General features: G+C 44.1%; 27 protein-coding genes. 12 read left to right on the top strand and 15 right to left on the bottom strand.

Annotated elements, in window-relative coordinates; genetic code table 11:
• Window positions 1–134: 134 nt before the first annotated feature.
• The 4 genes from DR864_RS01575 to DR864_RS01565 form a co-directional block, all read right to left on the bottom strand.
• Window positions 135–932 carry a queuosine precursor transporter gene (locus DR864_RS01575; RefSeq protein WP_114065294.1) on the bottom strand — a complete coding sequence of 266 codons (798 nt, stop codon included), beginning with the start codon at window positions 930–932 and terminating at the stop codon, window positions 135–137.
• A 25-nt stretch (window positions 933–957) separates the two neighbouring features.
• Window positions 958–2,259: a thioredoxin domain-containing protein gene (locus tag DR864_RS30460; protein ID WP_310587557.1), complete on the bottom strand. Its 1,302-nt coding sequence runs from the start codon at window positions 2,257–2,259 to the stop codon at window positions 958–960.
• Between the two features lie 59 nt (window positions 2,260–2,318).
• Window positions 2,319–3,092 carry a thioredoxin domain-containing protein gene (locus tag DR864_RS30455; RefSeq protein ID WP_310587556.1) on the bottom strand — a complete coding sequence of 258 codons (774 nt, stop codon included), beginning with the start codon at window positions 3,090–3,092 and terminating at the stop codon, window positions 2,319–2,321.
• 61 nt (window positions 3,093–3,153) lie between these two features.
• Window positions 3,154–3,651, bottom strand: coding sequence for a GNAT family N-acetyltransferase (locus DR864_RS01565; RefSeq protein ID WP_205319181.1), 498 nt, complete (start codon window positions 3,649–3,651; stop codon window positions 3,154–3,156).
• Between the two features lie 277 nt (window positions 3,652–3,928).
• Between DR864_RS01565 and DR864_RS01560 the strand changes: the two genes are divergently transcribed.
• Entirely contained in the window at window positions 3,929–4,447 is a 519-nt protein-coding gene (locus tag DR864_RS01560) for a C40 family peptidase (RefSeq protein WP_229599491.1), read from the top strand.
• A 4-nt stretch (window positions 4,448–4,451) separates the two neighbouring features.
• On the opposite strand, the gene DR864_RS01555 is transcribed toward DR864_RS01560, so the two are convergent.
• The 3 genes from DR864_RS01555 to DR864_RS01545 form a co-directional block, all read right to left on the bottom strand.
• Complete coding sequence (locus DR864_RS01555) at window positions 4,452–5,273, bottom strand: formylglycine-generating enzyme family protein (RefSeq protein WP_114065293.1); 822 nt, start codon at window positions 5,271–5,273, stop codon at window positions 4,452–4,454.
• Window positions 5,274–5,298: 25 nt separating this feature from the next.
• The gene (locus tag DR864_RS01550) at window positions 5,299–6,525 is read right to left on the bottom strand and encodes a tetratricopeptide repeat protein (protein WP_114065292.1); all 1,227 of its coding nucleotides are present in this window, start codon (window positions 6,523–6,525) and stop codon (window positions 5,299–5,301) included.
• 138 nt (window positions 6,526–6,663) lie between these two features.
• On the bottom strand, window positions 6,664–7,899 hold the full coding sequence (locus DR864_RS01545) for a BaiN/RdsA family NAD(P)/FAD-dependent oxidoreductase (RefSeq protein WP_114070109.1): 1,236 nt from the start codon (window positions 7,897–7,899) through the stop codon (window positions 6,664–6,666).
• A 114-nt stretch (window positions 7,900–8,013) separates the two neighbouring features.
• Between DR864_RS01545 and DR864_RS01540 the strand changes: the two genes are divergently transcribed.
• A complete protein-coding gene (locus DR864_RS01540) occupies window positions 8,014–9,060 on the top strand; it encodes a DNA/RNA non-specific endonuclease (RefSeq protein WP_114065291.1) in 1,047 nt (348 codons plus the stop codon).
• 3 nt (window positions 9,061–9,063) lie between these two features.
• On the opposite strand, the gene DR864_RS01535 is transcribed toward DR864_RS01540, so the two are convergent.
• The gene (locus tag DR864_RS01535; RefSeq protein WP_114065290.1) at window positions 9,064–9,876 is read right to left on the bottom strand and encodes an N-acetylmuramoyl-L-alanine amidase-like domain-containing protein; all 813 of its coding nucleotides are present in this window, start codon (window positions 9,874–9,876) and stop codon (window positions 9,064–9,066) included.
• Window positions 9,877–10,154: 278 nt separating this feature from the next.
• On the opposite strand from DR864_RS01535, the gene DR864_RS01530 reads away from it, so the two are divergent.
• From DR864_RS01530 to DR864_RS01520, 3 genes are all read left to right on the top strand, one after another.
• Window positions 10,155–10,913, top strand: coding sequence for a hypothetical protein (locus DR864_RS01530; RefSeq protein WP_114065289.1), 759 nt, complete (start codon window positions 10,155–10,157; stop codon window positions 10,911–10,913).
• A gap of 82 nt (window positions 10,914–10,995) precedes the next feature.
• Complete coding sequence (lipA, locus tag DR864_RS01525; RefSeq protein WP_114065288.1) at window positions 10,996–11,874, top strand: lipoyl synthase; 879 nt, start codon at window positions 10,996–10,998, stop codon at window positions 11,872–11,874.
• Window positions 11,875–11,955: 81 nt separating this feature from the next.
• Window positions 11,956–13,113, top strand: a complete 1,158-nt coding sequence (locus DR864_RS01520; protein WP_114065287.1) for a lycopene cyclase family protein — start codon at window positions 11,956–11,958, stop codon at window positions 13,111–13,113.
• On the opposite strand, the gene DR864_RS01515 is transcribed toward DR864_RS01520, so the two are convergent.
• From DR864_RS01515 to DR864_RS01500, 4 genes are all read right to left on the bottom strand, one after another.
• A complete protein-coding gene (locus DR864_RS01515; protein ID WP_114065286.1) occupies window positions 13,110–13,823 on the bottom strand; it encodes a glucosamine-6-phosphate deaminase in 714 nt (237 codons plus the stop codon). The genes DR864_RS01520 and DR864_RS01515 overlap by 4 nt on opposite strands.
• Window positions 13,824–13,979: 156 nt before the next feature.
• On the bottom strand, window positions 13,980–14,705 hold the full coding sequence (locus tag DR864_RS01510) for a hypothetical protein (RefSeq protein WP_114065285.1): 726 nt from the start codon (window positions 14,703–14,705) through the stop codon (window positions 13,980–13,982).
• Window positions 14,706–14,716: 11 nt separating this feature from the next.
• The gene (locus DR864_RS01505; protein WP_114065284.1) at window positions 14,717–15,892 is read right to left on the bottom strand and encodes an acyltransferase family protein; all 1,176 of its coding nucleotides are present in this window, start codon (window positions 15,890–15,892) and stop codon (window positions 14,717–14,719) included.
• A 186-nt stretch (window positions 15,893–16,078) separates the two neighbouring features.
• Entirely contained in the window at window positions 16,079–16,570 is a 492-nt protein-coding gene (locus DR864_RS01500) for an META domain-containing protein (RefSeq protein ID WP_114065283.1), read from the bottom strand.
• A gap of 240 nt (window positions 16,571–16,810) precedes the next feature.
• Between DR864_RS01500 and DR864_RS01490 the strand changes: the two genes are divergently transcribed.
• A complete protein-coding gene (locus DR864_RS01490) occupies window positions 16,811–17,545 on the top strand; it encodes a GNAT family N-acetyltransferase (RefSeq protein WP_114065281.1) in 735 nt (244 codons plus the stop codon).
• Here the strand turns inward: DR864_RS01490 and DR864_RS01485 are convergent.
• Both DR864_RS01485 and pgi read right to left on the bottom strand, forming a co-directional pair.
• Window positions 17,542–18,699 carry a helix-turn-helix transcriptional regulator gene (locus DR864_RS01485; RefSeq protein WP_114065280.1) on the bottom strand — a complete coding sequence of 386 codons (1,158 nt, stop codon included), beginning with the start codon at window positions 18,697–18,699 and terminating at the stop codon, window positions 17,542–17,544. The two genes, DR864_RS01490 and DR864_RS01485, sit on opposite strands and share 4 nt — an antisense overlap.
• A gap of 140 nt (window positions 18,700–18,839) precedes the next feature.
• Complete coding sequence (pgi, locus tag DR864_RS01480; RefSeq protein ID WP_114065279.1) at window positions 18,840–20,489, bottom strand: glucose-6-phosphate isomerase; 1,650 nt, start codon at window positions 20,487–20,489, stop codon at window positions 18,840–18,842.
• A gap of 319 nt (window positions 20,490–20,808) precedes the next feature.
• Between pgi and DR864_RS01475 the strand changes: the two genes are divergently transcribed.
• From DR864_RS01475 to DR864_RS01450, 6 genes are all read left to right on the top strand, one after another.
• Window positions 20,809–21,303, top strand: a complete 495-nt coding sequence (locus tag DR864_RS01475) for a hypothetical protein (protein ID WP_114065278.1) — start codon at window positions 20,809–20,811, stop codon at window positions 21,301–21,303.
• Between the two features lie 3 nt (window positions 21,304–21,306).
• The gene (locus DR864_RS01470; protein ID WP_114065277.1) at window positions 21,307–21,531 is read left to right on the top strand and encodes a helix-turn-helix domain-containing protein; all 225 of its coding nucleotides are present in this window, start codon (window positions 21,307–21,309) and stop codon (window positions 21,529–21,531) included.
• A 113-nt stretch (window positions 21,532–21,644) separates the two neighbouring features.
• A complete protein-coding gene (locus DR864_RS01465; protein WP_114065276.1) occupies window positions 21,645–23,057 on the top strand; it encodes a TlpA family protein disulfide reductase in 1,413 nt (470 codons plus the stop codon).
• 88 nt (window positions 23,058–23,145) lie between these two features.
• On the top strand, window positions 23,146–23,859 hold the full coding sequence (locus DR864_RS01460; protein ID WP_114065275.1) for a YqjF family protein: 714 nt from the start codon (window positions 23,146–23,148) through the stop codon (window positions 23,857–23,859).
• 405 nt (window positions 23,860–24,264) lie between these two features.
• Window positions 24,265–25,317 carry a TolB family protein gene (locus DR864_RS01455; protein ID WP_114065274.1) on the top strand — a complete coding sequence of 351 codons (1,053 nt, stop codon included), beginning with the start codon at window positions 24,265–24,267 and terminating at the stop codon, window positions 25,315–25,317.
• 82 nt (window positions 25,318–25,399) lie between these two features.
• Window positions 25,400–25,795, top strand: a complete 396-nt coding sequence (locus DR864_RS01450) for a VOC family protein (protein WP_114065273.1) — start codon at window positions 25,400–25,402, stop codon at window positions 25,793–25,795.
• Between the two features lie 49 nt (window positions 25,796–25,844).
• On the opposite strand, the gene DR864_RS01445 is transcribed toward DR864_RS01450, so the two are convergent.
• Window positions 25,845–26,639, bottom strand: a complete 795-nt coding sequence (locus DR864_RS01445) for a glycoside hydrolase family 25 protein (RefSeq protein WP_114065272.1) — start codon at window positions 26,637–26,639, stop codon at window positions 25,845–25,847.
• Window positions 26,640–26,656 lie beyond the last annotated feature (17 nt).

The following is a 26,656-nucleotide window of genomic DNA, read 5'->3' as shown; positions in this document are numbered from 1 at the left end:
AATCATGTTAATCGTGCAACTGCCCGCCAAGCAATTGCACGATTGATACAAGGCCAAATATAGTAAACTTGAATTGATTACGCAGTCAATGATAAGCTTTTCGCTTAAACATCATGTCGATTCAAAAGATATTCTTACACCGCCGTAAAACTCATACCCGCTGCTTCATCAGCCAATCGACGAGCATTTTCTTTACCCAAATATTGGTCAATTAAATAATGTGCTACGTACAAAACTGGCGTTGTCAACAACGCAATACAGCCTTTGTAAATGTAATTGATGCTTCCTACCTGTAAAATCTGCGTTACCGACCAGTTGCCGAAAAGGTAAAAGGCAATAAAAATCACGACAAAGCTATCCACCAATTGCGAAAACAACGTTGAGCCCGTAGCCCGTAACCAAATGTATTTGCTGCCCGTACGCCGGCGCAACCACGAAAAAACGGTTACATCCAACACTTGTCCGATTAAAAAAGCGACAATCGAGCCAAGCATAATGCCGAGACCTTGCCGAAAAATCGCGTTGAAGGCCCCGTCGATGTTCATGGCGTTGCCGTGGCTGTCCTTGCTGTTGACCTCCAACCAAAACTGGGCGGGAGGCAATGACGTAGTAGCATAAATGACAATATACATGTAGGCAATAAAAATGGCCGTCAGATACGAAATACGGCGAACGCCTTTTTTTCCAAAATACTCGTTGATAATGTCGGAAGTAATAAACACAATCGGCCAGTTGACTACCCCCGCCGACATGTTAAAATCCAAAGTAGTACCAAACAGCGGCAACTGAGCGGGTGAGGTACCCAGTAAAGATTCAACGGAGAATATTTTGACGCCGATAATCTCCGCAATCAACGCATTGGTCAAAAAAAGACCACACAAAGCGAGGAACAGAAACTGCTTTTTCTGTTCAAAAGGTGTAGAGTTGGGCATGGGTAGGCGGGATGCTATATGGGTTTTATTCGTTAATATAATTCAGTTGTTTCCAAACTTCTTCCATCGTATTAACCGGCAACTGACAGGTTTTGTTAAAGCAAACGTACACCGTTGTCTGCTGTTGTTTGGCAATACGTTCCTGCAAAAGAGGCAAATCAGAAGCTGTTTTGGTACCGACCAGTATTTTGTTTGGCACAAAACGCTCTTCCAATTGTTTACGGAAATGCTCCACTTCTTCTCCCACGATGGCAATTTCAGCCGTGGGTTGTGCTCTCAAGGCGTACAATGCCGCCCAATTTGTACCCCATTGCACGTCGGTCAGGAGTGCATTTCGCATTTTTGCCAACATCCAATCCGCTAATTTTACGTAGTCGGCATAGTCAAACAAGGTTCCTAGGGCAAACAGATTATGGGCCATGAGCGAATTGGAGGCGGGCATCACGTTGTCAAAAACCTCTTTTTTCCGCGCAATCAATTCTTCGGCGTTGGTATCCGTAAAATAAAAGAGTTCATCTTCAGAATCGTACAGATTCTCGACGGCGTAGGCCATTAAATGCAACGCTTCATCGAGCCATTCTTCTTCAAAAGTGGCTTGATACAGGCCCAAATAGCCGTCAATGACCGCCGCATAATCTTCCAAAAAACCGACAATACTGGCTTTGCCGTTTTTATAACTATGCCACAGTTGGTGGTTTGGCGCGGTCATTTTTTCTTTCAAAAAGTGTGCATTTTTTAAGGCTAATTCTTTAAATTTTTCTTCGCCAAACGCCCGATAAGCATCGGTCAGCCCTTTGAGCATCAAGCCATTCCACGAAGAAAGAATCTTATCATCTAGCCCCGGGCGCACGCGGCTTTCGCGAGCAACAAAGAGTTTTTGAAGCGCATTTTGATAAGTGGAATCTTTTTCAAACATGCCATTCATCAAACTATTTAAAGGCGGCCCTACCCACCATCCCGATTTTTCTTCGGTTTCCGTGGCTAAATAAGGCAATCCCTTTCCTGGAGCGATATTCACCGTTGTTAAATGCAAATGATTGTAGCCATGCTCCCAGTTGCCCGCGGCTCTGATGTTATACAATTTAGAAAACCACCCAAAATCTTCTCCTAAGATTTCTTTCAATTCGGCCTGCGTCCAGATGTAAAATTTCCCCTCAATTCCTTCACTATCAGCATCAAGTGCCGAATAAAACCCACCTTCGGCACTCGTCATTTCGCGAGCCAGCCAGTCAATGGTTTCGTACACGCGGCTTTTGTACAAATCACTCTTGGTCAGGGTATATGCTTCCGAAAAAATGCTCACCAACTGGCCATTATCGTAAAGCATTTTTTCAAAGTGCGGAATAAACCATTCATCATCCACCGAATAACGCGCCCAACCACCCCCTACGTGGTCATAAATCCCCCCAATGCAATTCGGTTGAGCGATAATTCAATATGCCGCAATGCCTCTGGATTGTGGGAAACGGCATAGTATCGCAATAAAAATTTATAAATGGAAGGCATGGGGAATTTGGGAGCCCGGTCCATGCCTCCTTTTTCGGTATCAAAATGGCCCTTTATTTTCTCAAACATCTCGTCCAAGTCGTCTACCGTAGGGGCAGGGCTTGCCCCCATTCCGCCGACTGTTTGGGCAGACGTAAAGCCTGCCCCTACGTGCAGGTTATATTTGTCAGATTCTTTGACCAGCATATTGTCCGTAAAACCAGCAGCCGATTTTACCAAATCTTCGTGATGATTTACAAACGCATTTTTTACACTGCCTAGCAATTGCACCCAATTTTGGGCGGGCAAATACGTAACCCCGTAAAACGGCTTGGCGTCGGGCAACAAAAAAACGTTAAGCGGCCAACCGCCCCTCGCGCCCATGGCATGAATGGCATCCATGTAAATGGCATCAACGTCGGGGCGCTCTTCGCGGTCTACTTTAATACAAACAAAATCGGCGTTCATCACACCCGCAACCTGCTCTTTTTCAAAACTTTCTCGCTCCATCACGTGGCACCAATGGCAGGCCGAATAGCCAATGCTTACAATGATGGGCTTATGTTCGGTACGGGCCTTGGTCAGTGCTTCTTCTCCCCATGGATACCAGTCTACAGGATTGTGGGCGTGTTGAAGCAAATACGGTGAGGTTTCATTTATGAGGCGATTTGACATGGCTGATTGTGTGGATTAGTAAAATGATACATTTGGAATGTGCGGAAAATATAAAGGTCGATCACAACGGTTTTTCCATGATATAATCTTCCATGAGAAAGCCATCGCCGATGTCAATGTTTTCATTTCCCACGATGTTAAAACCCATTTTTTCGTAAAACCCAACGGCTTTGTTGTAACGATTTACGTTGAGCAACAGGGCTTTATTCTCGTTTTCGGTAGCAATTTCTCCGACGTGGTTAATGAGCATCGCCCCTACGCCTTTTCCCTGACTGGCGGGCAATAAGTAAATCTTATGAATTTTTGTTTTAGGTAACCCATTACAATTCAGTTCGTAAGATACATAACCGAGATATTCGTCGCCTTCTTGGGCCAAAATAAATACGTGCCCTCTCTCCTCAATCTGGCTCGTCAGCGACGGAATGCTGTACATCCAGTCGAGCATATAAGCGATTTGTTTTTCGGAAAGAATGGCCCCAAAAGTAGCAGGCCAAGTCTCATAGGCGATGTGTTTGATTTCGGGCAAATGCGCTTGCGTAGCGGTAATCAGTTTAATCATTCTTGGTCGTTGGGCTTTTTTCTAAAACAGTTTTTGATTTTCAAAGTTCCCCAAAAAGTTGAAAGGCATATCTACCTTGCAAACAAAGCTAAAATTGAAAAATATCCACGCTAATTTTCTTATTCGTTCGTTATTTTTGCAGAATCAGCCCTTGAGGTACGCAGTAAATAGTTTTCCTTGACCGGTTATCCCTAACGCTATGTGCTTTCGTCTATTTTTCCAGTACTTATCCAAACAACGTTTTGCATTTCAATCTGGTAGTCTTTTTATTGCTTTAATGATGACTTCATGTGCCGTTTTCAGAACGTCAGAAGCACCATCGAGGAGCACCAATACACGACCCGCAGCAAAAGCCCCCGCATCAAAACGTCCCTTGGCGGTTAAGCCCAAAGGCGCATATACAAACTACGTTCGCGACGTAGTAAATACGGCACGCACTTTCACTGGAACCCCCTACCGTAGCGGCGGCAACGACCGTCGCGGCATAGACTGCTCAGGGTTGGTTGCCAGTGTTTATACCGAAGTGGGACTTAAAGTTCCCCGTATCTCGTGGCAACAGGCCGAATTTGGCACCGAAGTCGAAGAAGTACACGACATCAAAGCGGGCGACTGGATTTTTTACGTCCCAGATGCGGGCAAAGCGGGCTACGTATCGCACGTGGGCATTGTGACGGAAGTAAGGGGCAAAAACGAAATTCTGTTCATCCACGCCTCGTCTTCCAAGGGTGTTCGGGAAGATAATCTCTATTCTAAATACTTCAAAAACCGCTTTGTGAAAGCAATTCGGCCTTTCTAAAAAATTATTCTACGTCTGCCACTAGTCGAAAACCAATGGTATTGTTGGTAAATGTATCTGGATTTAATGTTTTTAAGTCATCTCCGAAAATAGGTCCACCCCTATAGGTAACGCGACAGAAAATACTGCCGTACATAAATGACCCGCCACGGTGCGACCGAACGGTACCAGGGGTTTGTTTTTCAGGCCCGCTTGGATTAGTCTGTGCGGTATTTGTGTAAGGAGCATACCAATCTCTGCACCATTCCCACACATTTCCACTCATATCATACAATCCCAGACTATTACGGCTGAGTTTCCCAACATTCTGCGGGCCGCTTCTGGAATTGCCATCGTACCACCCTACACTTGTAAGTATACTGCTCCCAGCGTAACTCGTCGTTCTTAGCGACTTTCCACCTCGGGCGGCATATTCCCATTCGGCCTCGGTTGGCAGTCGATAAGGCTTGCCAGTTTTATCGCTCAGCCATTCACAATAATCAACCGCATCTCTCCATGTCACATTCCTGACAGGATTGTCCTCTGGATCTGCCTCAATACCGACTGGTTTGGCATGACCTGTATCTTCGCAAAAATCACGGTATTGCTTAACAGTGACTTCGTACTTACATATATAGAAGCTATTTAATGTTACTGTATGTATTGGCAGTTCATCATCCATCTTCAGCATACTCTGTTTATACGTCTCTATTTCACGGTCAGTAGAGATTCTGCCCATCGTAAAACTTCCCCCTTCTACAAGCACCATCAGAGGGTCAAGAGAGGGTTCTTCCCACTTACATCCCATCCAAAACAGGAATGAAAAGCACAAAATAATTTTTTTCATATATTTCAGCAGCTAATAATGTCAATCAAAAACGATACTGTAACGCTATTCCCCAATTGTCGGAGGTAGGCTCTATGCGCAACGCCGATGATCTTGCCTTGGGCTTTTTAAGCAGCAAAATTGTTTCTGCAATGATTGCTCCAGCGGCTACGCCCAAACAAATATTGTATATCTTGGTTTTGCCTTGAGCATCTTTTACTTCTTGGTAGGCGTTCTTCCAATTGGCATATTCAGCACGCCCTGTCCCTAGTGCATAATATGCCTCCAATTTGGAATTATATTGGCTTCTGAGCATAAAAGCATACACCCCCGCTCCTACTCCCATTGCACCTACGGCAATTTTAGGGACTAAATTTCGCTTAGGGGCTGTTGGCAATTTTACTTCTTGAATTGGCTTGGTTTCTTTTTTGACTACCTCTGGTCTGGTGATGGCCTCAGCAGGTTTGTTATCTACCGACTTTTGGGTTTCTACGGGTTCTTTCGGCGTAGTTTTGGGTTCTTGCTTCGCTACTTTTGCAGCCTCTGCCTTTTTTTCAGTCTCGGTTTTCAGCTCTTTTTCGGTCGTGTTGATAAGATTTGCCAATACTGCTTTGGTTTGGATATCGGCGTAAGGCAGGGCTTCTTCATAACTTTTCTTTGCTTCTGTGTATTGGTTTTTGGCAAATTGCTGATTGCCTCGTTGCTGAAGATGCTCAGTGATTAGTCGCCGCGTGATGGGGTCACCACTGTTTATTTCCAGAATTTTTTTCAGATACGCCAACCCTTCCAGGCTGTTACCGCGTGCCAAAGCATTTTTGGCATCTGTCTGAAAAGCTGCCGCCAAACGACTAAATTTGATTTGTTCTTTTACGTACGCATCACTTCCAAAAGAAGGCACGTTGAGACAGGCCTCGTATTTCTTCTGAGCAGCTTCATAGTCACCTCTTTTAAACAAATCATCGCCCTCTTTTCTGTTTAATTCAGCGATTCTAATATTTTCTGATTCTTTTTCTACCTTCGGCAGCGTTTTTTTCGGAACCGTTTGGGTGCTTGCTTTTTTCAGCGCATCATTTGCCTTTTTGAGTTGGCTTTTGCAGTAGGCATCATTGTCCCTAATGCGGAGGGCGCGCTCGTAATTATCCTTTGCGCATTGATAATCCAGTTTTACAAAACAGGCATCTCCCCGCTTTTTATAGTCGTCAAAAGTGACTTTTTGGGCAAAAGACGCTCCTGAAAGCAATAAAAGCGTCAGAAATAGAAGGAGTGATTTCATGGGCGTTCGGAGGAGCTAAATGAGAATTTTCACAACGAAAAGAATTACTGCCGCTCATTGCTACGCCAATTTAACGCTTATTCTCCTCACCCACAACGATGATTTACTTAACGGTAAACGCCTAAGTGCCTAAGAAGGCTATTCTATCAACTGCCCCAATTGCCTACCTGCGATATACCCTGTGGTCCAAGCCGCCTGAAAATTATACCCACCCGTAACACCGTCAATGTCCAATATTTCTCCCGCAAAAAACAGCCCCCGCACTTTGCGACTTTCGAGCGTTTTGGGGTTTACGTCCGACAACGCCACTCCACCACAGGTGACAAATTCTTCTTTGAACGTAGTTTTACCACGTACATCCAGTTGAAAATTGGTTAAATGCTCCACCAATCGGTTTATATTCTTGGCGGGCAAATCCGCCCAACGCATGGTCTCGGGAATGTTGGCCAGTTCAACCAATTGCTTCCAAAGCCGTTGGGGCAATCCAAAAGGGGCTTGTGTTGGCACAAACTTAGCCCGCCAACCCGAATCGCGCTGAAAATCGGTGAGCTGCTGCAAAATTTCGTTCGGCTTTTTATTGGTAAAATTGACCAACGATACAAACTGGTAGTTTTTATCTGACAACTCACGCGCCCCCCACGCGGACAGCTTCAGCACGGCAGGGCCGCTCACGCCCCAGTGTGTAAAAAGCAACGGCCCCGTTTCTGCCAATTTGCTACCCGCCAATTTCACGCCCACGCCACTTACCGAAACACCCATCAGGTCTTTAAAAGGAATAACGGGGATATTGAACGTAAACAATGAAGGTACGGGAGTCACAATTTCAACTCCTAACTCGCTTAGCCAATCATAGCCGCTCAACTGCGGATGCCCACCCGAAGTAACCAGCACGCGGTCGGCGTGGAGTATTTCACCCGATTGCAGTACCACCTCAATGCCCGTCAGTACAGGCTTCAACTGAGTCACCCCCGCCCCCGTTCGAATTTTTACCCCCGCATGATGGGCCGCTTTCATCAAACAGTCTACAATCGTGTCGGAGGTGTTGGTGGCAGGAAACATCCGTCCGTCTGGCTCTATTTTGAGCGGCACGCCGCGCCCTTCAAACCACTTGATTGTGTGTTGATTGTTGAAGGTTTCAAACAAAGAACGCAGAAATTTAGCCCCGCGCGGGTAGCCTTTCAATAATTCGGGCAATGTCGCTACGGCGTTGGTCACGTTGCAGCGACCGCCCCCAGAGATGCGTACCTTATTGAGTAAGGTTCTGTTTTTTTCCAGAAGAATAACGTTGGCGTCTTTGAAAGTTTCTGCCGCCGTAATGGCGCCCATAAAGCCCGCCGCTCCTCCGCCTATGACAATGAGTTGAAGTTGTTGCACATTCAAAAATTTGGTATTTAGCTGCAAATGTCCAAAAATCTTTGCGCATCCAGATGCTAAACGCGAGGTTTTATCCCGTTCTTTGCAATAATTATCAAAAACGCTGACATCGGAATGCACCGCAAAGGATTACGCTTGGGGAATACCCTTTTTTTACTATTCTTTTTTATTGTTATCGGTCTTGTGCTGCACTATCGCGGTCGGACCAAACCGCTCGTGGCCTTTTGGAATGATGTAAAAAGCGTATTTGTTTACGACAAAAATCCCCCTGAACGCGGCAAGAACCCCTATAAAGTCCCCGAATCAAGCGATGTGGCCGTCGATGACCGCACCGCCGATGATGTAGCTTCCGACGACCGTACGTTGTTGGAAAAAGAAGGTATTGACAAATCTTCAAACGCCGCAAACGAGGAAGAACCCGAAGAGGGAAGTACATCTTCAAACATCACGGCTGACTATGCGAAGATAAAGGATTTTAACTTGCCTGCCATCGGCTCCAATGACCAAATCATTCGCCATCATAAGATTACGCTGCGTTATCGGGAGCAATACGAACAGGCCGATTGGGTCGCTTATAAATTGACAGGCGACGAAGCAAGTGCCTACCTCTCTCGCGACGGCAACAAGTTCGTTCCTGACCCGCTTGTTTCTACTGGTTCGGCCATCACGTCCGATTATACTCGTACAGGTTATGATCGCGGCCACTTGGCCCCTGCTGGTGATTTTAACATCAACCCTTCTGACAAGCAGGAAACGTTTTACATGAGCAATATCAGTCCACAAATACCTGATTTTAACCGTGGTATCTGGAACGATTTAGAACAAAAATTTCGTCAATGGGCCCAACGCGACGGCGAATTGTACATCGTTACGGGTCCGATTCTTAAACCAGGACTACCCACCATTGGAAATAGAAATGAGATTGCCGTGCCTGAAATGTACTATAAAATTGCATTGTGCCTCACCGACGACCAACCTCGAATGATTGGTTTTTTACTCAAAAATGAGTTTTCGAGCGAAAACCTCAAAACGTTTGTGGTCAGTGTAGATGAAATTGAACGCATGACGGGTATTGACTTTTTTCCGCGTTTGCCCGACACACTAGAGAAGAAACTGGAAAGTGCCAATACCACCAAAGGATGGTTCTCGGCCCGCAACTAACCCCTACTCATTGATTCGTAACACGACCACGCCGCTATGTTTTTTGATTTTAGCGAGATAATCTGCTAATGGCTCCGCCGACAGTGTTACTTTTTTTAAGTCAGAGGAGGCGTGGAGCAGGTACGCCCGCGCTCCTTTTCTCACAACAAAACCTTCATGGTTAAAATCCAATCCAGCAATGCCAGAGGTTATACCAATAATATCCCCATCCCGTAATTTTGACTCTATCGCGGCAACCTTATTTTTAGGAATATAAAACCACGGAATTTGGGACAATTGCTTCTCGGCATTTTGAATTTCCGCCACCGTTTTTTCCTCGTTCAAGGCTGGATAAAACCCTCGGTGAGTGGTCATAAACTGAATTGTGGGCTGTATTTTCAGCCCGCCCAATGACTCGGTAACGTCCACAAGCCATCCTTTGGCCACCGCCTGATGTTTCCATTCGAGAAAATAATGCAATCTAGAGCCATATCCCGTAATTTTTCCGTTTCGGTAGCGCAATTTTTGGAGGAAATTTTGGTATTCCTCATACCCACCAGAGGCTTTCCGAGTCAGCGTCAGGGCCAACACAGATTCCACAAAAGTGTAGCAATCAAAGGTTTGCAAATCACAAACGAGGGCTTCTGGCCTTTTTTCAAGGGTATGCGCAACGTAAGGTGTCCCCAAAAAACTTTCTGCAATGTGCAAAGCGGTTTCGGCATGGGTCGCTTTGGGAGGCAAGCGCATTTTCTCGACAAACACCGCTTCAGTTTGGGAATAAAGAGAATGTACAAAAAGGCCAATAAGTAAAAAAATAAATGCAGGGGTCTTTGTCATAATCGGGTTCAGCCAAGCTGATATTGTAAAAGTAAGCGGCATCTCGAACTTGTTTGAATGGCCAAGAGGGTATGCCCGACTAAAATAAAAAAAGTACAAAATCCATTCGTTCTTACAAGTGGCAATTTACGATTTGAAAAAATATCCTGAACCTTAACACCCTTAAAATAGTTTAAAATAGTAAAAGAATTGGCAACCTTTAAGCGATTTTTAACGTATAGTGACTTGACTTTATTAGGTATTTTTGTTATGTTTAAGTAAAATTTTTGTTAAGTCTAATGAAATCTATATCAACCGTAATCTTGGCTTTTTTGCTCCTTTCCGAAGCAGCATGGGGTCAGCAGCGTCGTACTAAAACTAACCTTGAAGACGAGGAGGAAGAATATTCTACCATAACAACCTACGGAGTTACGACCAACACCAACTCTGGCCTACTGGGTGGATTGGTGGTTCGTCATTCAACTCGAATGGACAAAGACCTGTTTGGAAGAGCTCAATACCGTTATTTAGCCCTTGAATTGGTGAACGTGCGGCACCCGAAAGAACTCGCCCAATCAAGCAACACGGGCGCACGATTTACGCCTGGCAAACAAAATTATCTCTTTGCGTTGCGTCCGCAATATGGCCGTGAAATAATCCTTTCCAACCGCAACAATGAGGAAGGGATTTCTATCAACGGGATATTGGCCGTCGGCGCTTCATTGGGGATTTTAAAACCGTATTTTATTCAGTACCAAGTACGCCCTGGCGTGGTTCGTACCGAAGCCTATGACCCGGTTAAGCACACCGATTTGGGCAATATTTTGGGCGCTGGAAACATTATGCAAGGCATCGGACAATCGAAAATCGTGCCGGGCGTCAACGCCAAAATTGCGTTCAGTTTTGAATTGAGTGCCTTTCGGAGCAACCTCACTGGCTTGGAGATTGGCTTCCTGACCGAGTTGTTCAGCAAAGCCCCCGTGATTATACCTTTTGCCGAAAATCGTAGTTTGTTCTCTTCGGGTTATGTAACTTTGTTTTTCGGTAACAAGAAATAGCCTTCGCTGACAGTTAGTTATTTGTTAATCGCTGAAAGAACCTTTACAAATAACTGTTAGCTGGCAACAATTAACTTCAGAAATGATAGAACTTCCCGTTATAACTTCAGAGCGCAAAAAACGCCCAGATTGGTTAAGAGTAAAATTGCCCGTTGGGCCTGAATACAAAAAAGTTCGGACCATTGTAGATACCAACAAACTCCACACGATTTGTGAAAGCGGCAATTGCCCAAACATGGGCGAATGTTGGGGAGAAGGAACTGCAACTTTTATGATATTGGGCAATGTATGCACCCGCAGTTGCAGTTTCTGCGCCGTAGCCACTGGTCGCCCCAACGAATACGACGTAGACGAGCCACGACGCGTGGCCGAAGCCATCAAAACCATGGGAGTCAAACACGCCGTCATTACATCGGTAAACCGTGACGAACTCAAAGACCGTGGGGCCGAAATCTGGTACCAAACGGTGGTTTTGACCAAAGAATTGAGCCCTTCCACCACGATTGAAACCTTGATTCCTGATACAAAAAGCAACTGGGCAGCCCTCGAACGGATGATTTCTGCGGGTCAGGAAGTGGTTTCTCACAACGTAGAAACCGTGGCCAGACTTTACCGCGCCGTACGGCCGCAAGCTAAATACGAACGCAGTTTGGAGCAAATCCGTCGGACCAAAGACTTTGGCAAACGTACTAAATCGGGCATTATGCTCGGCTTGGGCGAAACGCAAGACGAAATGTTTCAGGCCATGGACGATTTGGTGGCGCACGGACTTGATATTTTGACCTTGGGTCAGTATCTGCAACCCACCAAAATGCACCACGAAGTGATTGAGTGGATTCACCCCGAAACCTTTGCCATGTACCGCGAAGAAGGACTCAAACGCGGCCTCAAGTACGTCGAATCAGGCCCGTTGGTCCGGTCAAGCTATCACTCAGAGCGCCACGTAAATGTGCCAATTTAATATCATTTAAACTGCTCATAAGGTTTCTGATAACGCCCATCCGTGTACTGGCCTTAGAAGGTCATTACGAATAAGTTTTCCATGCAGAAATACGACTTCATCATAGCAGGCGGCGGATTGGCAGGACTGAGTTTGGCTTATTACATGAACCAAACCGTATTGCGCGAGAAATCCATTCTTATTATTGACCAAGACACCAAGACCAAAAATGACCGGACTTGGTGTTTTTGGGAAAAAGACAATCAAAGTCCATTTGATGAAATAGTGCATCGCAAATGGCAAAAGGTGTTTTTTCACGGTACTAATTTCTCTTCATCGCTCGATTTGGGCGATTACTCCTACAAGTGGCTGCGCGGAATTGACTTCTATGACTTTGTCAAAGTAGATTTGGCTGGCAATCCAAACATTAAGTTTGTTAATGAGCGCATCGAACGCCTCAAAGACACGCCCGACGGGGGCTTTATCATTACCGACAAAGACCAATATTTGGGCGAGTACGTTTTTGACAGTATCAAACCCCTTCGGCTGGACTTGGACGATTGCCATAACATGCTTCAGCACTTCAAAGGCTGGGAAATCATCACCGATAAGCCTGTGTTTGACCCTGAGTGTCCCACGATGATGGACTATCGGGTAGAACAAAAAGGCATCGGGGTGCGATTTATGTATGTGTTGCCCGAAAGCCCCACGCGGGCCATGATTGAGTACACGGTTTTTTCGGACAGCCTCCTCTCGCCCACCGAATACGATTTTGAGCTTCACCAATACATTCGAGAGTTTCTCAAAGTTGAAAATTTCAGCATTGAGCACGAAGAATTCGGCGTGATTCCCATGACTGACGAGCCAACACCTCAACACATTGGTCAACACGTAGTTCGCATCGGTACGGCGGGCGGATACGTGAAGGCATCAACGGGTTATGCCTTTCAGCGTACCCAACGCTTCACGCAGGAGTTGGTGCGTAATCTAGTTACGGTGGGCAAGCCACTGCACGAGCCCAAGAAGTTTCGACAGCGATTTAAAGAGCTGCTCGACAGCACATTGCTCAATGTATTGCTCAAAAACCGTGCTTCCGGAAAAGATGTTTTTACGGCTCTTTACAAAAAAAACCCCACGCCCCGCCTCTTCGCTTTTTTGGACGAAGACACCACCCTGCTAGAAGACCTCAAAATTATGTCAACCGTACCGCTGTGGGCATTTACGAAAGGGGCTTTTGATGCTTTACGAAAACGAATCTAGCTGGCATCAGCCGCCGCATCAACCCACAAATGCCCGTTGGAATGCAATTTCAGGGCCGTTGCAGGCAGGCTTTCGCTGATGGGTTCTTCCAATACCCGTTTAATAATATCTTTTTTTCGAGGACCATTTGCCAAAACAATGGCGGTTTTGGCCTCCAAAAAATGCTTTAACCCTACCGTTATTCCTTGGGTAAGCCGCGTTTCTGACTGAAAGTATTTTTGCCCCACCGAAGCTGTTACCTCTTCCAACTCCGAAACGTGCGCGTAGGATTCAAAAGAGCTTCCCGGTTCGTTCAAACCCAAATGCCCATTCAAACCAATGCCCACCATGATGATGTCTAGTCCTCCTTTATTCGCAATAAAGTCATTGACACGTTGGCATTCTGCTTCTAAATCAGGGGCTAATCCGTCAAAAAACGAAACTCGGTCGGGGCTGATTCCCAAAGGTTTAATCAGTGGGGCATCAATGTAAGAGCGGCAGCTTCCAGCATTATCGGGAGCAATGCCTACCCACTCATCCAAGGCCACAAACGTCACTTGGTCAAAATCACCAGGCTGCGTGTTGGCCACAATTTTTTGAAACGTCAATAATGGAGTTTCGCCCGAAGCAACACAGATAGTGGCCTGAGGGTGGTTGCGAACATACGCCAATATAAAATCAGCTGCGTGGGTAGAAAGCGCTTCGTACGTAGGAAAAACGTGATAATTCATTAGAAAATGGATGTTGCTTTTTCTATAATTAGAAGAAAATCCGCGCTTTCTACTCATTTTTGCCTAAAAATCTGTACATTAATGTGCATTCGGGTACGTTATTGTGCGTTTCTGGTTCTCAAATCCTAACGAGCGTTCTTGGCCAACCTTAAATGATCAGGTAGCAATTCGCAACTTCAATGCTTCGAGTAATTCTTCTACGTGCTTCTCGGAAAACAACTTAATTTTTCCTTTCTCATGAGAATAACGGGTCAAATCAAACAACATAATCACTTCATTTTGAGGACTTTCTTCGTGGCGTTTATATTTTTGAGTTTTATACATTTGCGCCCTTGGAGAGTTGAGAAGAATAGACACCTGAAACTCCACACCTGCATACACCACGCATAAATCAATGCCGTTAAAATAATCCCGATGCAAAGAATAACGTACTTCTTCAAATTGGTCTGACCTCAGGCAAAGCACGTAAAAATGAAAATCACGCACTAAGGATGGATAACTCCGCAACATTCGGGCTTTTACCGAACTGGCCGCAAACGTCTTTACACTCCCCTTAATGTTCACCTGAACACAGTCACCCTCGGCGGGGGTAAAATGTTGTTTTAGGTAGTAATTCCAAAACTCCGTTTCATCAGGCAAACGTGATTTGAAGAAAATGAATTTATAAAATGACAATGCAAAGGGCGGCAGTCGGGCTTTTTCTACCGCAGGGTCTTTGGGTAGATTTTCACCAGAATAGTACAAATTAGCCACTTGGTCTTCAAGCTCTTTTGTTGTCCACTTTTTTTGTTTGATAAGAAACACTTCCTCACCTTCAAATCGCACATCAATAGTGCTTTTATCATCAAACAGTTCAGAATTTCCGTATTTTTTATATGTCATTTAGCATAGGGTTATTTTAACCCAAAGACCAAACGTAGGATTTTTACTCGTTTAATAATCAACCAATATAAGCCAACACTTAAAGCCAATGACACCGTGCTAATCACCCAAAAACCGCCCCAAACGCCCAAGTTAAGTTTGAGTAAGTAATAGCCCACGGCGACGATAACAGTCTGGTGCAAAATATAAAATGGATAAACGCCTTCATTGAGTTTTGACAAAATAGGGTGCGGGCGGTTGAGGTATTTGTGGCCGTATGCGATAGAAGCTAAGACCGAAAACCACGTCAAGCAAAACGAATTTATATCCCAAAGTAAATCACACCACCAAACATCGTCCCACTCAGGATGATAAAACCGAATTGCGATGTATAAGCTGTACATAATCACGGTGGTAATGAACGTAGCCCAAGCGTAAATACGGCGTTGATTGAGCATCATTTGCCAAAATACAGGTCGACTTACTAGTATATATCCCCCCCAAAACAACAGGAGGTTGAAGGCAAAATAGGCCCAATCGTCGATGAGTGCATGGGTCTCATCGGGATAAAAATGTTGCAAAATTACTTGGCTGATACAAATCAACAAAGCATACCAAAGCGCTCCGCCTTTGCGGGCCACCAAGCGTTCTGTCCAATCCATGAACCTTAAACCACTGCCTGCTTTCAGCCAACGAAACACGGGAATGCTAACCAGCGAAAACAAAAAAAGATACGCCACAAACCACAGATGATGCCAACTAAAACTGCCTTTGGGGTAAGGAATAAAATCAAAAACCGTTCGATAAAAATCACCGTAGCCGTTGAATTGAACACCATTAAAAAGGCGTTCGTAATAAATTTGCGGGGGCACGATGACAAACATCCCAAAAACCAGCGGCACAAATAACCGCGTAATACGCTCACGGGCATAGCCACCATAGGTTCGTTTTTTGAGGGCAAAGTACGTTCCTGCGCCAGAAATGAAAAACAGAAGCGGCATACGCCAATAATGCAGCCAAATCATAATCCACTGCATGACCTCACTTTTTTCGGTGCTTTTGATGTGCCAATCCCAAGGAACATAAATCATTCCGACGTGATAATAAAGCAAAATAACGATGCAAATCACCCGCAACCAGTCGAGGTCATAGCGGCGAGTGGCGACAATGGATGAAGATAAAGAAGTGGCTGTTTGCGCGTTGTTCATAGTTGTTGTTTTATTTGATGCAAAACAACAACCTTGCTGATAATTAAACCCTATCTGCCGACAAAGTCGAAGTTCGTGCTTATCGGCAAGCATAAAAAATACCCTCCTGATACAATAGAGGGCATTTTCGAAATCAACGCTCAACCAACTGCTTACGCAGTTATTCATTACTAACTTAGAAACCAATCACTTTTTTATAAAATACATGACCTCTTCGGCTGAATCAGTTTTAGCGACATAAAGCCAAAGTCCATTTCCCTCAATTTTAAAGCAGGAAGCCTTTTGAAGATGCTGATAATACGTTTCTTCGGCTTTCATGTTTTCCGGCGGGCCAGCCATTTCGGTGGAGACCAAATGCTCTTTGTTGACCACCAGCCCTTTTTCTTCATCCAAATTAAAATCTCCGCCGTACCAATTAACAAAACTGCGACCACTTACGTGATAGCTGACAGCAGATTGTTTTTCAAATTTCAGGGTTATGGTATTTTTCAGCTTTGTCGGTAAAGGACTGGTCGCGTAATTTTTCAAGACCCAGTCGGTTCCATCCAACGAACTGAAGTCGGCCTTCATCCTTGCCATTTGCTCGTCCCTAGACACTTCGATGGTGACGGAAGATTTTTTGCAGGCAATTACTGTTATTAAAAATATCAGATTAGAAATTAAAATAAATGTTTTCATGGGTGCATCGATGGCTAAGAACTACCTACAAGACACCATTTAAACCGATTTGGTTGGAATCTACCCTCATTTTTTATGTCTCACAAGCAGATTTTAGTGACTCATTTACAACTGATTACGATTTTAATTTAAGAAATATTCTTATTAAGGCAACCGAAATTAATATCCTGAAAGAACCAAAATGGCTGTTTTCTATCTTTACAAAATACCTATCTTTAGGTTTTATTACTCAACGCCTATATGAAATTTAAAGTACAAAAAACCACCCTTGCCACTATTAAGCCCTTTCGCTCTTTATTTCTTCAAGAAAACAATTTTCAAATCAGATACAACGCCTGTCACGAACGGGGATGGACCGATTCGTACCGACTTACGCTCGGGCAGCACACCGTTGGCTACGGCTCTCTTAAAGGGCAAGAGATTCCAGATAGAGATACCATTTTTGAGTTTTACCTCATCCCTGCCTATCGTAAATACGCCGCCGCATTTTTAGAAGAATTGATAAAAGTTTCTAAGGCTGTTTACCTTGAATATCAGAGCAATGACGCCCTACTTAGTTCAATGGCGTACGAGGTTGCGCGGGATATTAATGCACAGGCAATCCTTTTTGAAGACCATTTTGTGACCGACTTCCAACCTCCAGAAGTGCAATTTCGCCTTCGCAGGGATGACGACCCGCACGTGGAATGTTCGGGAACATACGTGTTGGAGTACCAACAAAAAGTGGTAGCTACAGGTGGAATCATGCTGCACTATAATGTTCCTTTTGCCGATTTATTTATGGAAGTCACAGAAAACCAACGTGAAAAAGGACTAGGCAGTTATCTGATCCAAGAACTGAAAAGAGAATGTTATCAACAGGGAAGAGTGCCAGCGGCTCGTTGCGCTCTCGCCAACAAGGCGTCAAAAGCGGCGCTGCTCAAAGCGGGTTTTAAAGTAGCGGGATTTATGCTATTGGGGGCCGTAAAAAATTAGTTATTTGCCCGAAACTGCGCGGGCGTTTTGCCCGTAATGCGTTTAAACGCCGTATGAAACGCCGACGTAGAATTGTACCCAACACGCTCGGCAATCTCGTCGATTTTGAGGTGAGAAAGTGCTTTATCGGCCAATAGCCTTTTGGCTTCCTCAACACGGTACGTCGCCATCAAATCGAAAAACGATTGATTGAGGCGGTCGTTGAGCACCTGCGAGAGGTGGTGCTGCGAAACCGAGAGCCGTTGGGCCAGTTTAGGAAGGGTAATGTCGTTTTCGAGGTATGGTTTTTCTTCCTTTAAATAAGTTTGCAATTTTTGCAGAATTGTTTCACCATAATCATCAGAAAGAGAGGACTTTTCGTACTTCTTTTTGATTTCAGCACCCGAAGATTCTACCTTGAATAGCACCGAATGATTGATCAATAAATAACTCGTGAGGTAAATGTAAAAAGTGGTTAAACTTCCCAGAATATAATCTCCTAAATCTTGTTTATAGTTGAGTTTTACCACCACAAAAACAATCGGAAATAAGAAAATAAGCAGGTTAAAGTTACGCAGTTGGGTCAAAGGCACCACTCGTTGAAGGGTAAACAAAGTAGTATCGTTTTTTTTAAAAGCTCCGTAGATCTCTTTCAATGACAAAACCATGTAAACAGCCATACTTACCAGCGTCAGATCATTGACGTAGTCGCGCAGATAGAGCGGGTCTTCGGGAAGCCAAAAAGTAAACGGGCGATAAGGCAACTCTGGATGCCACGCACTGATGTAGGAGTTGTATTTATAATCAAACGACTGGAACTGCCAAAACACCGAATAAACGCACCAAAACACAAACGGAATCAAGTGCCAACGCCAGCCTTTGGGCAAGCGACCGTGCAGGCGGGTATAGCCGAAAAAATAGGGCAAAAGCGCCAGCAGGAAGTTGGTTGGCTCAGCAAAATTATCGGTCCAAAGAAATTGAAACTGATAATTGGAATAGCATAAAAACACTTCCAGAATCGCCGCCGAAAAAGCCAACATTGTCCAGCCCATCATCCGGTTTGAGACGGTCTTGGCACGGGTTCCAGTCAGAAAAAGCCCTCCCAGCAAGACGCCCTGCACAACGCCTAATAAAATCACAATGGCAAAAAAATCAATGCGAATAGGCGCAGGCATAGGTGCAGAGGAATTAAGGAAAGAAACAGAAAAACCGAAAAATGGTAAGTGTAAAATGGTAAAGTCATGCCCTGTGTGTATCACTTTTTCGGTTTAGTATTTTACATTTTTCGGTTTTTCTGTTAGGTAGTTCATCAACGCTATCTCCAGCGTTTATACTGGTTTATTAAGCCATTAGTGCTGCTATCGTGGGCATCGATGGGCCAATCATTTTGGAGTTCTGGATAAATTTTGTTGGCAAGTTGTTTGCCCAGTTCTACCCCCCATTGGTCAAAACTGAAGATATTCCAGATAACCCCCTGCACAAATATCTTATGCTCATACATCGCAATCAGGCTTCCCAATACACGCGGGGTAATTTTCTTAGCCAAGATTGAATTGGTAGGACGGTTTCCTTCAAAGACTTTGAAAGGAGCCAAAAACGCAATTTCTTCTTCTGATTTTCCCGCGTTGCGAAGTTCTTCGGCGGCTTCTTCGTAGGTCTTGCCGTTCATCAGGGCTTCGGTTTGGGCAAAGAAGTTGGAAAGCAACATTTTGTGGTGCTCACCGATAGGGTTGTGACTCAACGCTGGCGCAATAAAATCGGCAGGAATCAGCTTGGTTCCTTGGTGAATCAATTGATAGAAAGCATGTTGTCCGTTGGTACCTGGTTCTCCCCAAATGATGGGCCCAGTCTGATAATTTACTTTCTCCCCACCCCGAGTCACATTTTTACCATTTGACTCCATATCTCCCTGTTGGAAATAGGCCGCAAAACGGTGCAAATATTGGTCGTAGGGCAAAATCGCCTGAGTATCGGCATCAAAGAAATTGTTGTACCAAATCCCTAACAAAGCCAACACAACTGGGATATTTTTTTCAAAACGAGCCGAACGAAAATGATTGTCCATATCGTGAGCACCCGCCAGAAGCTGTTCGAAATTTTGGAAACCGATATAACAAGCAATAGACAACCCTATGGCCGACCACAATGAATAACGTCCGCCGACCCAATCCCAAAAACCAAACATATTTTCGGGGTCAATGCCAAACTTCTCCACTTCTGTGCGGTTGGTTGAAATGGCCACGAAGTGTTTTGCTACATGAGCACTTTCCTTGGCCGTCTCCAAAAACCAACGGCGTGCCGAGTGTGCATTTGCCATGGTTTCCTGCGTGGTAAATGTCTTGGAAGCAATCATAAACAGCGTTGTTTCGGGATTTAAGCCCGAAAGTGTTTCGGCAATGTGTGTTCCGTCAACATTAGAAACATAATGCACATTTAGTCCTTTTTTGCCGTACGATTTTAGCGCTTCCGTCACCATTACGGGCCCCAAATCAGAGCCACCGATGCCGATATTGACTAAATCAGTGATTTTTTTTCCCGAAAAACCCTTCCATTCGCCACCGCGTACTTTTTCCGAAAAACCCTTCATTTTTTCCAACACTTCGTTCACATCGGGCATTACGTCTTTGCCATCCACGAATACGGGGGTATTGGAACGATTTCGGAGAGCAACGTGCAGCACTGAGCGCTTTTCGGTCGCGTTGATTTTATCGCCCGTAAACATCTTCTCAATGGCTTCGCTCAATTGGCATTCCCGCGCCAAATCGCACAAATAGGCCAACGTCCGCCCATTGATTCGATTTTTAGAGTAGTCAATAACGATGTCGCCCAAACGAATAGAGAACTTTTTAAAGCGGTTGGGGTCTTCGGCAAAAAGTTCTTTTAAATGCTTCTTGCTGATGCTCTTGTGGTGAGTTTTGAGCTTGCGATAGGCAGCCGTTTGGTCAAAAGGAATGGCTTGTAACATCTGATTGGTGATTTTTTATGAATATGCAAAAGTAGGATTTTCGACGGCTTCCCGCACATTTTGGTCACATAAAGTGTGTTTTGGAGTAAAATCCGTTGATTTTCCAAGTTGTCGAGAGCAATTTCTCAGGATAGGTTGCCTGTGGGGGCGGTTTCTCAAAACTGCCTTTTTTTACTATGCCCAATTGAGAGCCTTAAACAGGCATTAATTTACGGGAAATATTTCTTTTGCAATAAATATTTATCATAAAACATTAAATACTTATTGCTTTACATATAATTTTACACTACATTTGAAATGAACTTAAACTTCTATCATCATGAAAGTACAAAAAATCATCTTTTGGGTTATTATGGCCTTTATCGCCATTGATTTTCTTGCTTATTTATTTCCTGCACTCAAAGCCATTGAACAGGGAGGCAGCAGCGCGGGTGTATGGTTCTTTAAATTATTCCGAATAGCTGTTTGTTTTGGCATTGGATTTTCCTTTTTCAAGCTGCAAAAAGCCTATACAGAAAATGGATTCCTCACCACTAACGCTCTTAAGACCCTAAAAATGATCGGTTATTTGGGATTAGGCATTGCGGTTATCAGTTCAGTAGAGGATGCCTTTAGCGTCCTGCGCTCATTAGAAGTTCATTTCAACGGCCATGCCCCCGCCGATGTATCGCTGTTTGCTTTTGTTAGGGCATTCATTGCACATTTATTGGCGCGCGAACCGTTAGCCATTCTATTCGGTTTATTTGTTCTGCTCATTGCTGATTTTGCCCAAAAAGCTCTTGTGTTCAAATCCGAAAATGAATCCTTTATCTAACTCATGGCCATCATTATAAACTTGGACATCGTAATGGCTAAACGTAAGATGTCGCTCAATGAGTTGGCTCTCCGTGTAGGAATCACCAACGTCAACCTGTCGATACTCAAAACGGGCAAAGCCAAAGGTGTGCGTTTTGATACGTTAGAAGCGATTTGCAACGCCCTAGACTGTCAACCAGGCGATATTCTAGAATATATACCCGAAGTCCCAAAAAACATCCCATAACAATTTTGTCTTGGTATCTCTGTGCAGGCGGTTTCTCAAAACCGCCTTTTTTATAGTAAGAAACGATTTTAAATATAAATTTTCCTTTTATATATTTAAAAAAATAAACTACTATGAAGCCACTTTTGATATTCCTCTTTATTCTATTCTCTATTAAGATTCAAGCCCAAAACGTGTTCATTAGGGGCAAAATAATGAATCCAGTTTCGCAGACCGTTGAAATTATGATTTTCCCTTATGCACAAAAAAGTATTTTTGAGACGCTTCTTCTTAATGAAAAAAATGAATTTGAATTCAAAACGACATTAACAGACATTGCTTATGTAACGCTGACGTTTGACAAAAACCGCCCCATTAGCCAAGGTGGTCGATTACAATGGTATATTTTGGAGCCCAATGACACCATTTCAATGACGTTTGATGCCAAATATTTTTGGAAAACCATGCGTTATACGGGCAATGCCGCGCCCAAGTTTGAGTACTACAAAGAAGATTTGATAACCACAAATCTGCAAAAAGACTGGGAAACTACTGCTAAAACAAAACTTACAAAATCAAAGACTGACTTTTACCAATATCTGGTTGAAATAGAAAGATTAAAACTCAAACTCTTAGAAAAGTACAAATCAAAAGTTACAACTCAATTTTATACCATTTGTAAAGCCGATATAAAATCAGATATTTCCACAAAAACAGTGCGAGCGGTATATCAGGAAGCCCAAAAACGGAAGATTGACGTTACCCCAGAACTTATACCAGCCGCGTTTCGGGCAGCTTTGACCAGCATGGCACCGCCGCAAGATAGTATAACGGCAAAGTCGATGGGGTATCCATTTACATTAATGTATCTTTTCATGCTTAATCACCCTACCCAAGGTGTTGAATTTGGAGACCGTAACGCCTATTTAAAAGCCAACAAATCGAAGTTTCATCCCGCTTTTGCCGAAACATTGAGCAGCGAACTCTTAGAGGAGGAGATTGCATACAAAGGCAGCAATGAAGAAGTCGTAAAACAGGTTATTGCATTTGAAAAGGAGTACCCCAACAGTCGTTTTTTAGCCCGAATCAAAAATCGACTTATTGAAAAAGAAGCATTTCTGCCAGGAAAACCTGCGTTTGCATTTACACTCCCCGATACCGCAGGGCGAAATGTGCAATTGGCTGATTTTAAGGGAAAAATCGTATATCTTGATTTTTGGGCCAGTTGGTGTGGACCTTGCCTTGCCGAGATGAAACCTTCTTTAAAAATCAAGGAACATTTTAAAGGTCACGACGAAATCGTGTTCCTGTATATTTCAACGGATAAAAACGAAGCCGACTGGAAAAAAGCCATTGCAAAACATCAAATAACGGGCCTACACGTAAGAGATAATCAGAATGTATCGAAAGCCTTTGGAGTCAGTGGCATTCCCTCAACTTTCATTATTGACCGCTACGGGAATTTTCAGACCATCCAGCCACCTAAACCCACCCAAAACAATGGCAACGACTTAATAAAAGTCTTAGAATCAGCATTGACAAAGTAACAAAGCTGCCTTTTTGCAGTTACATTTACATGTAATTAAAGTCGGTAAGGGTTTGCCCTTGTCCACCTTTCTAAATTTTGTCCGAATCATGCTCACATCGTTTCTCACTGCCGAATGGCGCAAATTGGCGATGGTCAATTATACCGTCTCCCCCGATTTGCTGCAACCTTTCGTACCTAAACATACCGAACTTGATTTGTTTGAAGGCCAATGTTTTGTGAGTTTGATTGGCTTTTTATTCGATAAAGTGAGCCTTTTGGGCGTTCCGATACCCTTTCATACCACCTTTGAGGAAGTCAATTTGCGGTTTTACGTCAAACACCGCACTAAAGATGGCCAATGGAAACGGGGCGTTACGTTTGTGAAGGAAATTGTCCCAAAATACGCCGTCAGTTGGGTAGCCAACGTGGTATATAATGAGCCTTATGTCACTCTGCCCATGCGTCACGAATGGCAAACAGCCAATGAGCAACTAAGGGTAAGTTACGAATGGAAACAAAAGGAATGGAATCGTCTGGAACTTCTCGCCGACGCTACGTCCGTTCCGCTAACGGCAGGAAGTTTGGAAGAATTTATCACCGAGCATTATTGGGGATACACAAAATATAACAACTTCACCACGTACGAGTACGGCGTTGAGCATCCGCGTTGGGAAGTATATCCCGTCAAAACGCATAATGTCGATGTGAATTTTGAGGCAGTGTACGGGCCCAACTTTGGGTTTCTCTCCCATCAATCTCCCCACTCGGCGCTGTTGGCCGAAGGCTCAGCCATTGTAGTTAAGTCAGCCCAAAAACTGTAACTATTAGACTTATATTTACTAGTCCACTTTAGGGCATTTTTTGCAGTGCTTACCCTTCTTTTTGTAGGCTTTGCAGCATTTTTTCAGGTCGCAGGCAAACGCACAGCCCATGAATGAGTTCTTTGTAAAAAACTTTTCTTCGGTTTCAACAAGTGAGCAAGCAGATACTTCTGAGAGGTTCATTGTGGTCTTGATGTTTCTAATACTAACGCAAAAGTAGTTTATTTAGATTAAATACAAACAAGAAAATTGTCATTTTTTTTCTCACGTACATTAGTTTTGGTTCAAAATTAGCGAGAAAGATGCCTTTTAATATGACAAAAATCATCAAAAACTGGGCCTAAAGCTGTTTTTTTTGCGCATCTCTACCGTTCTTTGTAAAACGCAAAATCACCTATAAAACTCATGAGAATCAATCATTTATTCACTGCTTTTTTGCTTATATCTTTACAAACTTTCGCGCAGTCGGGGGAAGAGAAACACCTCAAAAACGTAAAACAACTCACTTTTGGGGGCGACAACGCCGAGGCTTATTTCAGTTTCAACGACCAATACGTCAGCTTTCAGTCCAACAACCCCAAATGGGGCTTGCAGTGCGACCAGATTTTTTATTTGGACGTCAACAAAGGCTTAACTAATCCCGACGAACGCCCGGCATTCATCAGCACGGGCAAGGGACGCACCACTTGCTCGTATTTCATGCCAGGCGACAAACACATTCTTTTTGCCAGTACGCACGTCGGCAACGATTCTTGCCCACCTCCCGCCAAAGCCTACCTCAACAAATATTTGTGGGCCATTTATGACACATACGACATTTTCGTATCTGACCTTAAAGGGAAGATTGTAAAGCAATTGACCACCGAAAAGGGCTACGATGCCGAAGCCACGATTTCACCCAAGGGCGACAAAATCGTGTTTACTTCCACCCGCGACGGCGACCTTGACCTGTACACCATGGACATTGATGGTAAAAATGTGAAACGTATCACCCATCAATTGGGCTACGACGGTGGGGCTTTTTTCTCTCCCGATGGCAAAAAACTGGTCTTTCGCGCCTCGCGCCCCAAAACCGAAGAGGAAATAGCCGAATATAAAAAATTGCTCTCGTTGGGCTTGGTTGCCCCCACTGACATGGAAATTTATACCTGCAACGTTGACGGTACCGATTTACGTCAAATCACTACGTTGGGCAAAGCCAACTGGGCACCATATTTTACGCCCAAGGGCGACAAGATTATATTTTCGTCAAATCACCACTCACAGCGTGGGTATGATTTTCAATTATACGTCATTAATCTTGACGGAACAGGGTTGGAACGAGTGACCAACAACAGCATTTTCAACGCTTTCCCGATGTTTTCACACGATGGTAAAAAGCTCATTTTCAGCTCTAACCGCAACAACGCCCCTGGCTCTCGCGATACAAATTTGTACATTGCCGATTGGGTTGACTAGACAAAACGACGTACCCGTCTGACGGTTCCATAACACCGTAACCAAACCGTCGGACGGGTATCAAAAAACAGATTATTTACCCATGAAAACTTCAAAAGCAGTACTCAAAAATGTGTGGCCCTACCAAAAGGATGCCATGAATCTGCCAGTTGGAAATTTAGAAACGGCTATCCCCTATTACGAAACCCTTATGGGATTTAAGGTTGTATCACGACATGACCACCCCTTTAAGGCAGCAACGCTGGCAAGAGATACCATCCAAATCGGCCTTGCCGAAAATGGAGGTGACCCTACGCAGGACGGCTGTTTTTTTGAAGTAGACGACGTCGAAGCTATTTTTGAAGAGTTGAGGGCCAACGGCTATGAAAAAGAAGAAGCTGATTTTCAAATTCAGAAATATGGCGTCAGCTACAAAGTCTTTTTTGTGGTTGCGCCCGACGGATTATGTTACTGTTTCGGCCAAAAAATCGACCTATAATTCACACAAGGGTCTAACCGACAAATATCAATTTTTAGGCAGATAAGGTTTACTTCAAACAAAGCGCTTTCAAATCTTCCACTTCACCCAAAAAAACGTTGTAATCGACGGGGCCACGAATACCGTCGGTGTAACCGCTTTTGGAATGTTGCCAAAAATGAATGACGGCATCGTCGTAACGATTGAGGGTCCAGCCCGAATAATCGGCAATCCAGAGCGGATAACCCACAAAGTTTTCTTTGATGTATCGGCGATAAAAATCGGCGTTGGTGTAGATAATTGGCCGCACACCGTAGTAATTTTCGGCCAATGTAAGCCACGTTTTCAGATTCGCAATGACCTGCTCTTGGGATAACGCATTGGTGCCCAACTCAAAATCCAGCACTGGAGGTAAATCTCCTTTTTTGAGTTTGACCGATCGCTTGAAGTTCTCAAACTGCGACTCGGGCGTTCGCCAAGGAATGTAAAAATGGTACGCTCCGCGATAAAGTCCTACGCCATCCGCCTGCTTCCAGTTATTTTTAAAGTCTTTGTCGGTCAACGAAGCGCCTTCCGTGGCTTTGATAAAAACAAACTGAAGCCGCAATTCTTCAAAACGCATCTGTCTTAGTTCTTGCCAATTGATGCGTCCGTTGTGTTTAGAAACGTCAATTCCGTGAATAGAATATTTGAATGGCAACCGAATTCCTATTTTTGAAACGTGCCGCCATTCGTTGGTATTCAGCCGATTAACATACCAAATACCTCCTCCTATAAGCAATACAAGGGCTACAATAACTACCCAACCGATGGGAGGTAATGCACGTTTTTTGGGAGAAGATGGGGTGGAAACTCGACGCGCCATAAGTAGGCAAATTTTAG

The sequence above is a fragment of the Runella rosea genome, from assembly GCF_003325355.1.
In the GTDB taxonomy this organism is placed as follows: domain Bacteria; phylum Bacteroidota; class Bacteroidia; order Cytophagales; family Spirosomataceae; genus Runella; species Runella rosea.
This window is presented reverse-complemented; position numbering and strand designations above follow the sequence as displayed.

Coding starts and splice junctions, on each gene's coding strand:
- DR864_RS01575 (WP_114065294.1), bottom strand. CDS start 932: ATGCCCAACTCTACACCTTTTGAACAGAAAAAGCAGTTTCTGTTCCTC.
- DR864_RS30460 (WP_310587557.1), bottom strand. CDS start 2,259: ATGCTTTACGATAATGGCCAGTTGGTGAGCATTTTTTCGGAAGCATAT.
- DR864_RS30455 (WP_310587556.1), bottom strand. CDS start 3,092: ATGTCAAATCGCCTCATAAATGAAACCTCACCGTATTTGCTTCAACAC.
- DR864_RS01565 (WP_205319181.1), bottom strand. CDS start 3,651: ATGATTAAACTGATTACCGCTACGCAAGCGCATTTGCCCGAAATCAAA.
- DR864_RS01560 (WP_229599491.1), top strand. CDS start 3,929: ATGATGACTTCATGTGCCGTTTTCAGAACGTCAGAAGCACCATCGAGG.
- DR864_RS01555 (WP_114065293.1), bottom strand. CDS start 5,273: ATGAAAAAAATTATTTTGTGCTTTTCATTCCTGTTTTGGATGGGATGT.
- DR864_RS01550 (WP_114065292.1), bottom strand. CDS start 6,525: ATGAAATCACTCCTTCTATTTCTGACGCTTTTATTGCTTTCAGGAGCG.
- DR864_RS01540 (WP_114065291.1), top strand. CDS start 8,014: ATGCACCGCAAAGGATTACGCTTGGGGAATACCCTTTTTTTACTATTC.
- DR864_RS01535 (WP_114065290.1), bottom strand. CDS start 9,876: ATGACAAAGACCCCTGCATTTATTTTTTTACTTATTGGCCTTTTTGTA.
- DR864_RS01530 (WP_114065289.1), top strand. CDS start 10,155: ATGAAATCTATATCAACCGTAATCTTGGCTTTTTTGCTCCTTTCCGAA.
- lipA (WP_114065288.1), top strand. CDS start 10,996: ATGATAGAACTTCCCGTTATAACTTCAGAGCGCAAAAAACGCCCAGAT.
- DR864_RS01520 (WP_114065287.1), top strand. CDS start 11,956: ATGCAGAAATACGACTTCATCATAGCAGGCGGCGGATTGGCAGGACTG.
- DR864_RS01515 (WP_114065286.1), bottom strand. CDS start 13,823: ATGAATTATCACGTTTTTCCTACGTACGAAGCGCTTTCTACCCACGCA.
- DR864_RS01510 (WP_114065285.1), bottom strand. CDS start 14,705: ATGACATATAAAAAATACGGAAATTCTGAACTGTTTGATGATAAAAGC.
- DR864_RS01505 (WP_114065284.1), bottom strand. CDS start 15,892: ATGAACAACGCGCAAACAGCCACTTCTTTATCTTCATCCATTGTCGCC.
- DR864_RS01500 (WP_114065283.1), bottom strand. CDS start 16,570: ATGAAAACATTTATTTTAATTTCTAATCTGATATTTTTAATAACAGTA.
- DR864_RS01490 (WP_114065281.1), top strand. CDS start 16,811: ATGAAATTTAAAGTACAAAAAACCACCCTTGCCACTATTAAGCCCTTT.
- DR864_RS01485 (WP_114065280.1), bottom strand. CDS start 18,699: ATGCCTGCGCCTATTCGCATTGATTTTTTTGCCATTGTGATTTTATTA.
- pgi (WP_114065279.1), bottom strand. CDS start 20,489: ATGTTACAAGCCATTCCTTTTGACCAAACGGCTGCCTATCGCAAGCTC.
- DR864_RS01475 (WP_114065278.1), top strand. CDS start 20,809: ATGAAAGTACAAAAAATCATCTTTTGGGTTATTATGGCCTTTATCGCC.
- DR864_RS01470 (WP_114065277.1), top strand. CDS start 21,307: ATGGCCATCATTATAAACTTGGACATCGTAATGGCTAAACGTAAGATG.
- DR864_RS01465 (WP_114065276.1), top strand. CDS start 21,645: ATGAAGCCACTTTTGATATTCCTCTTTATTCTATTCTCTATTAAGATT.
- DR864_RS01460 (WP_114065275.1), top strand. CDS start 23,146: ATGCTCACATCGTTTCTCACTGCCGAATGGCGCAAATTGGCGATGGTC.
- DR864_RS01455 (WP_114065274.1), top strand. CDS start 24,265: ATGAGAATCAATCATTTATTCACTGCTTTTTTGCTTATATCTTTACAA.
- DR864_RS01450 (WP_114065273.1), top strand. CDS start 25,400: ATGAAAACTTCAAAAGCAGTACTCAAAAATGTGTGGCCCTACCAAAAG.
- DR864_RS01445 (WP_114065272.1), bottom strand. CDS start 26,639: ATGGCGCGTCGAGTTTCCACCCCATCTTCTCCCAAAAAACGTGCATTA.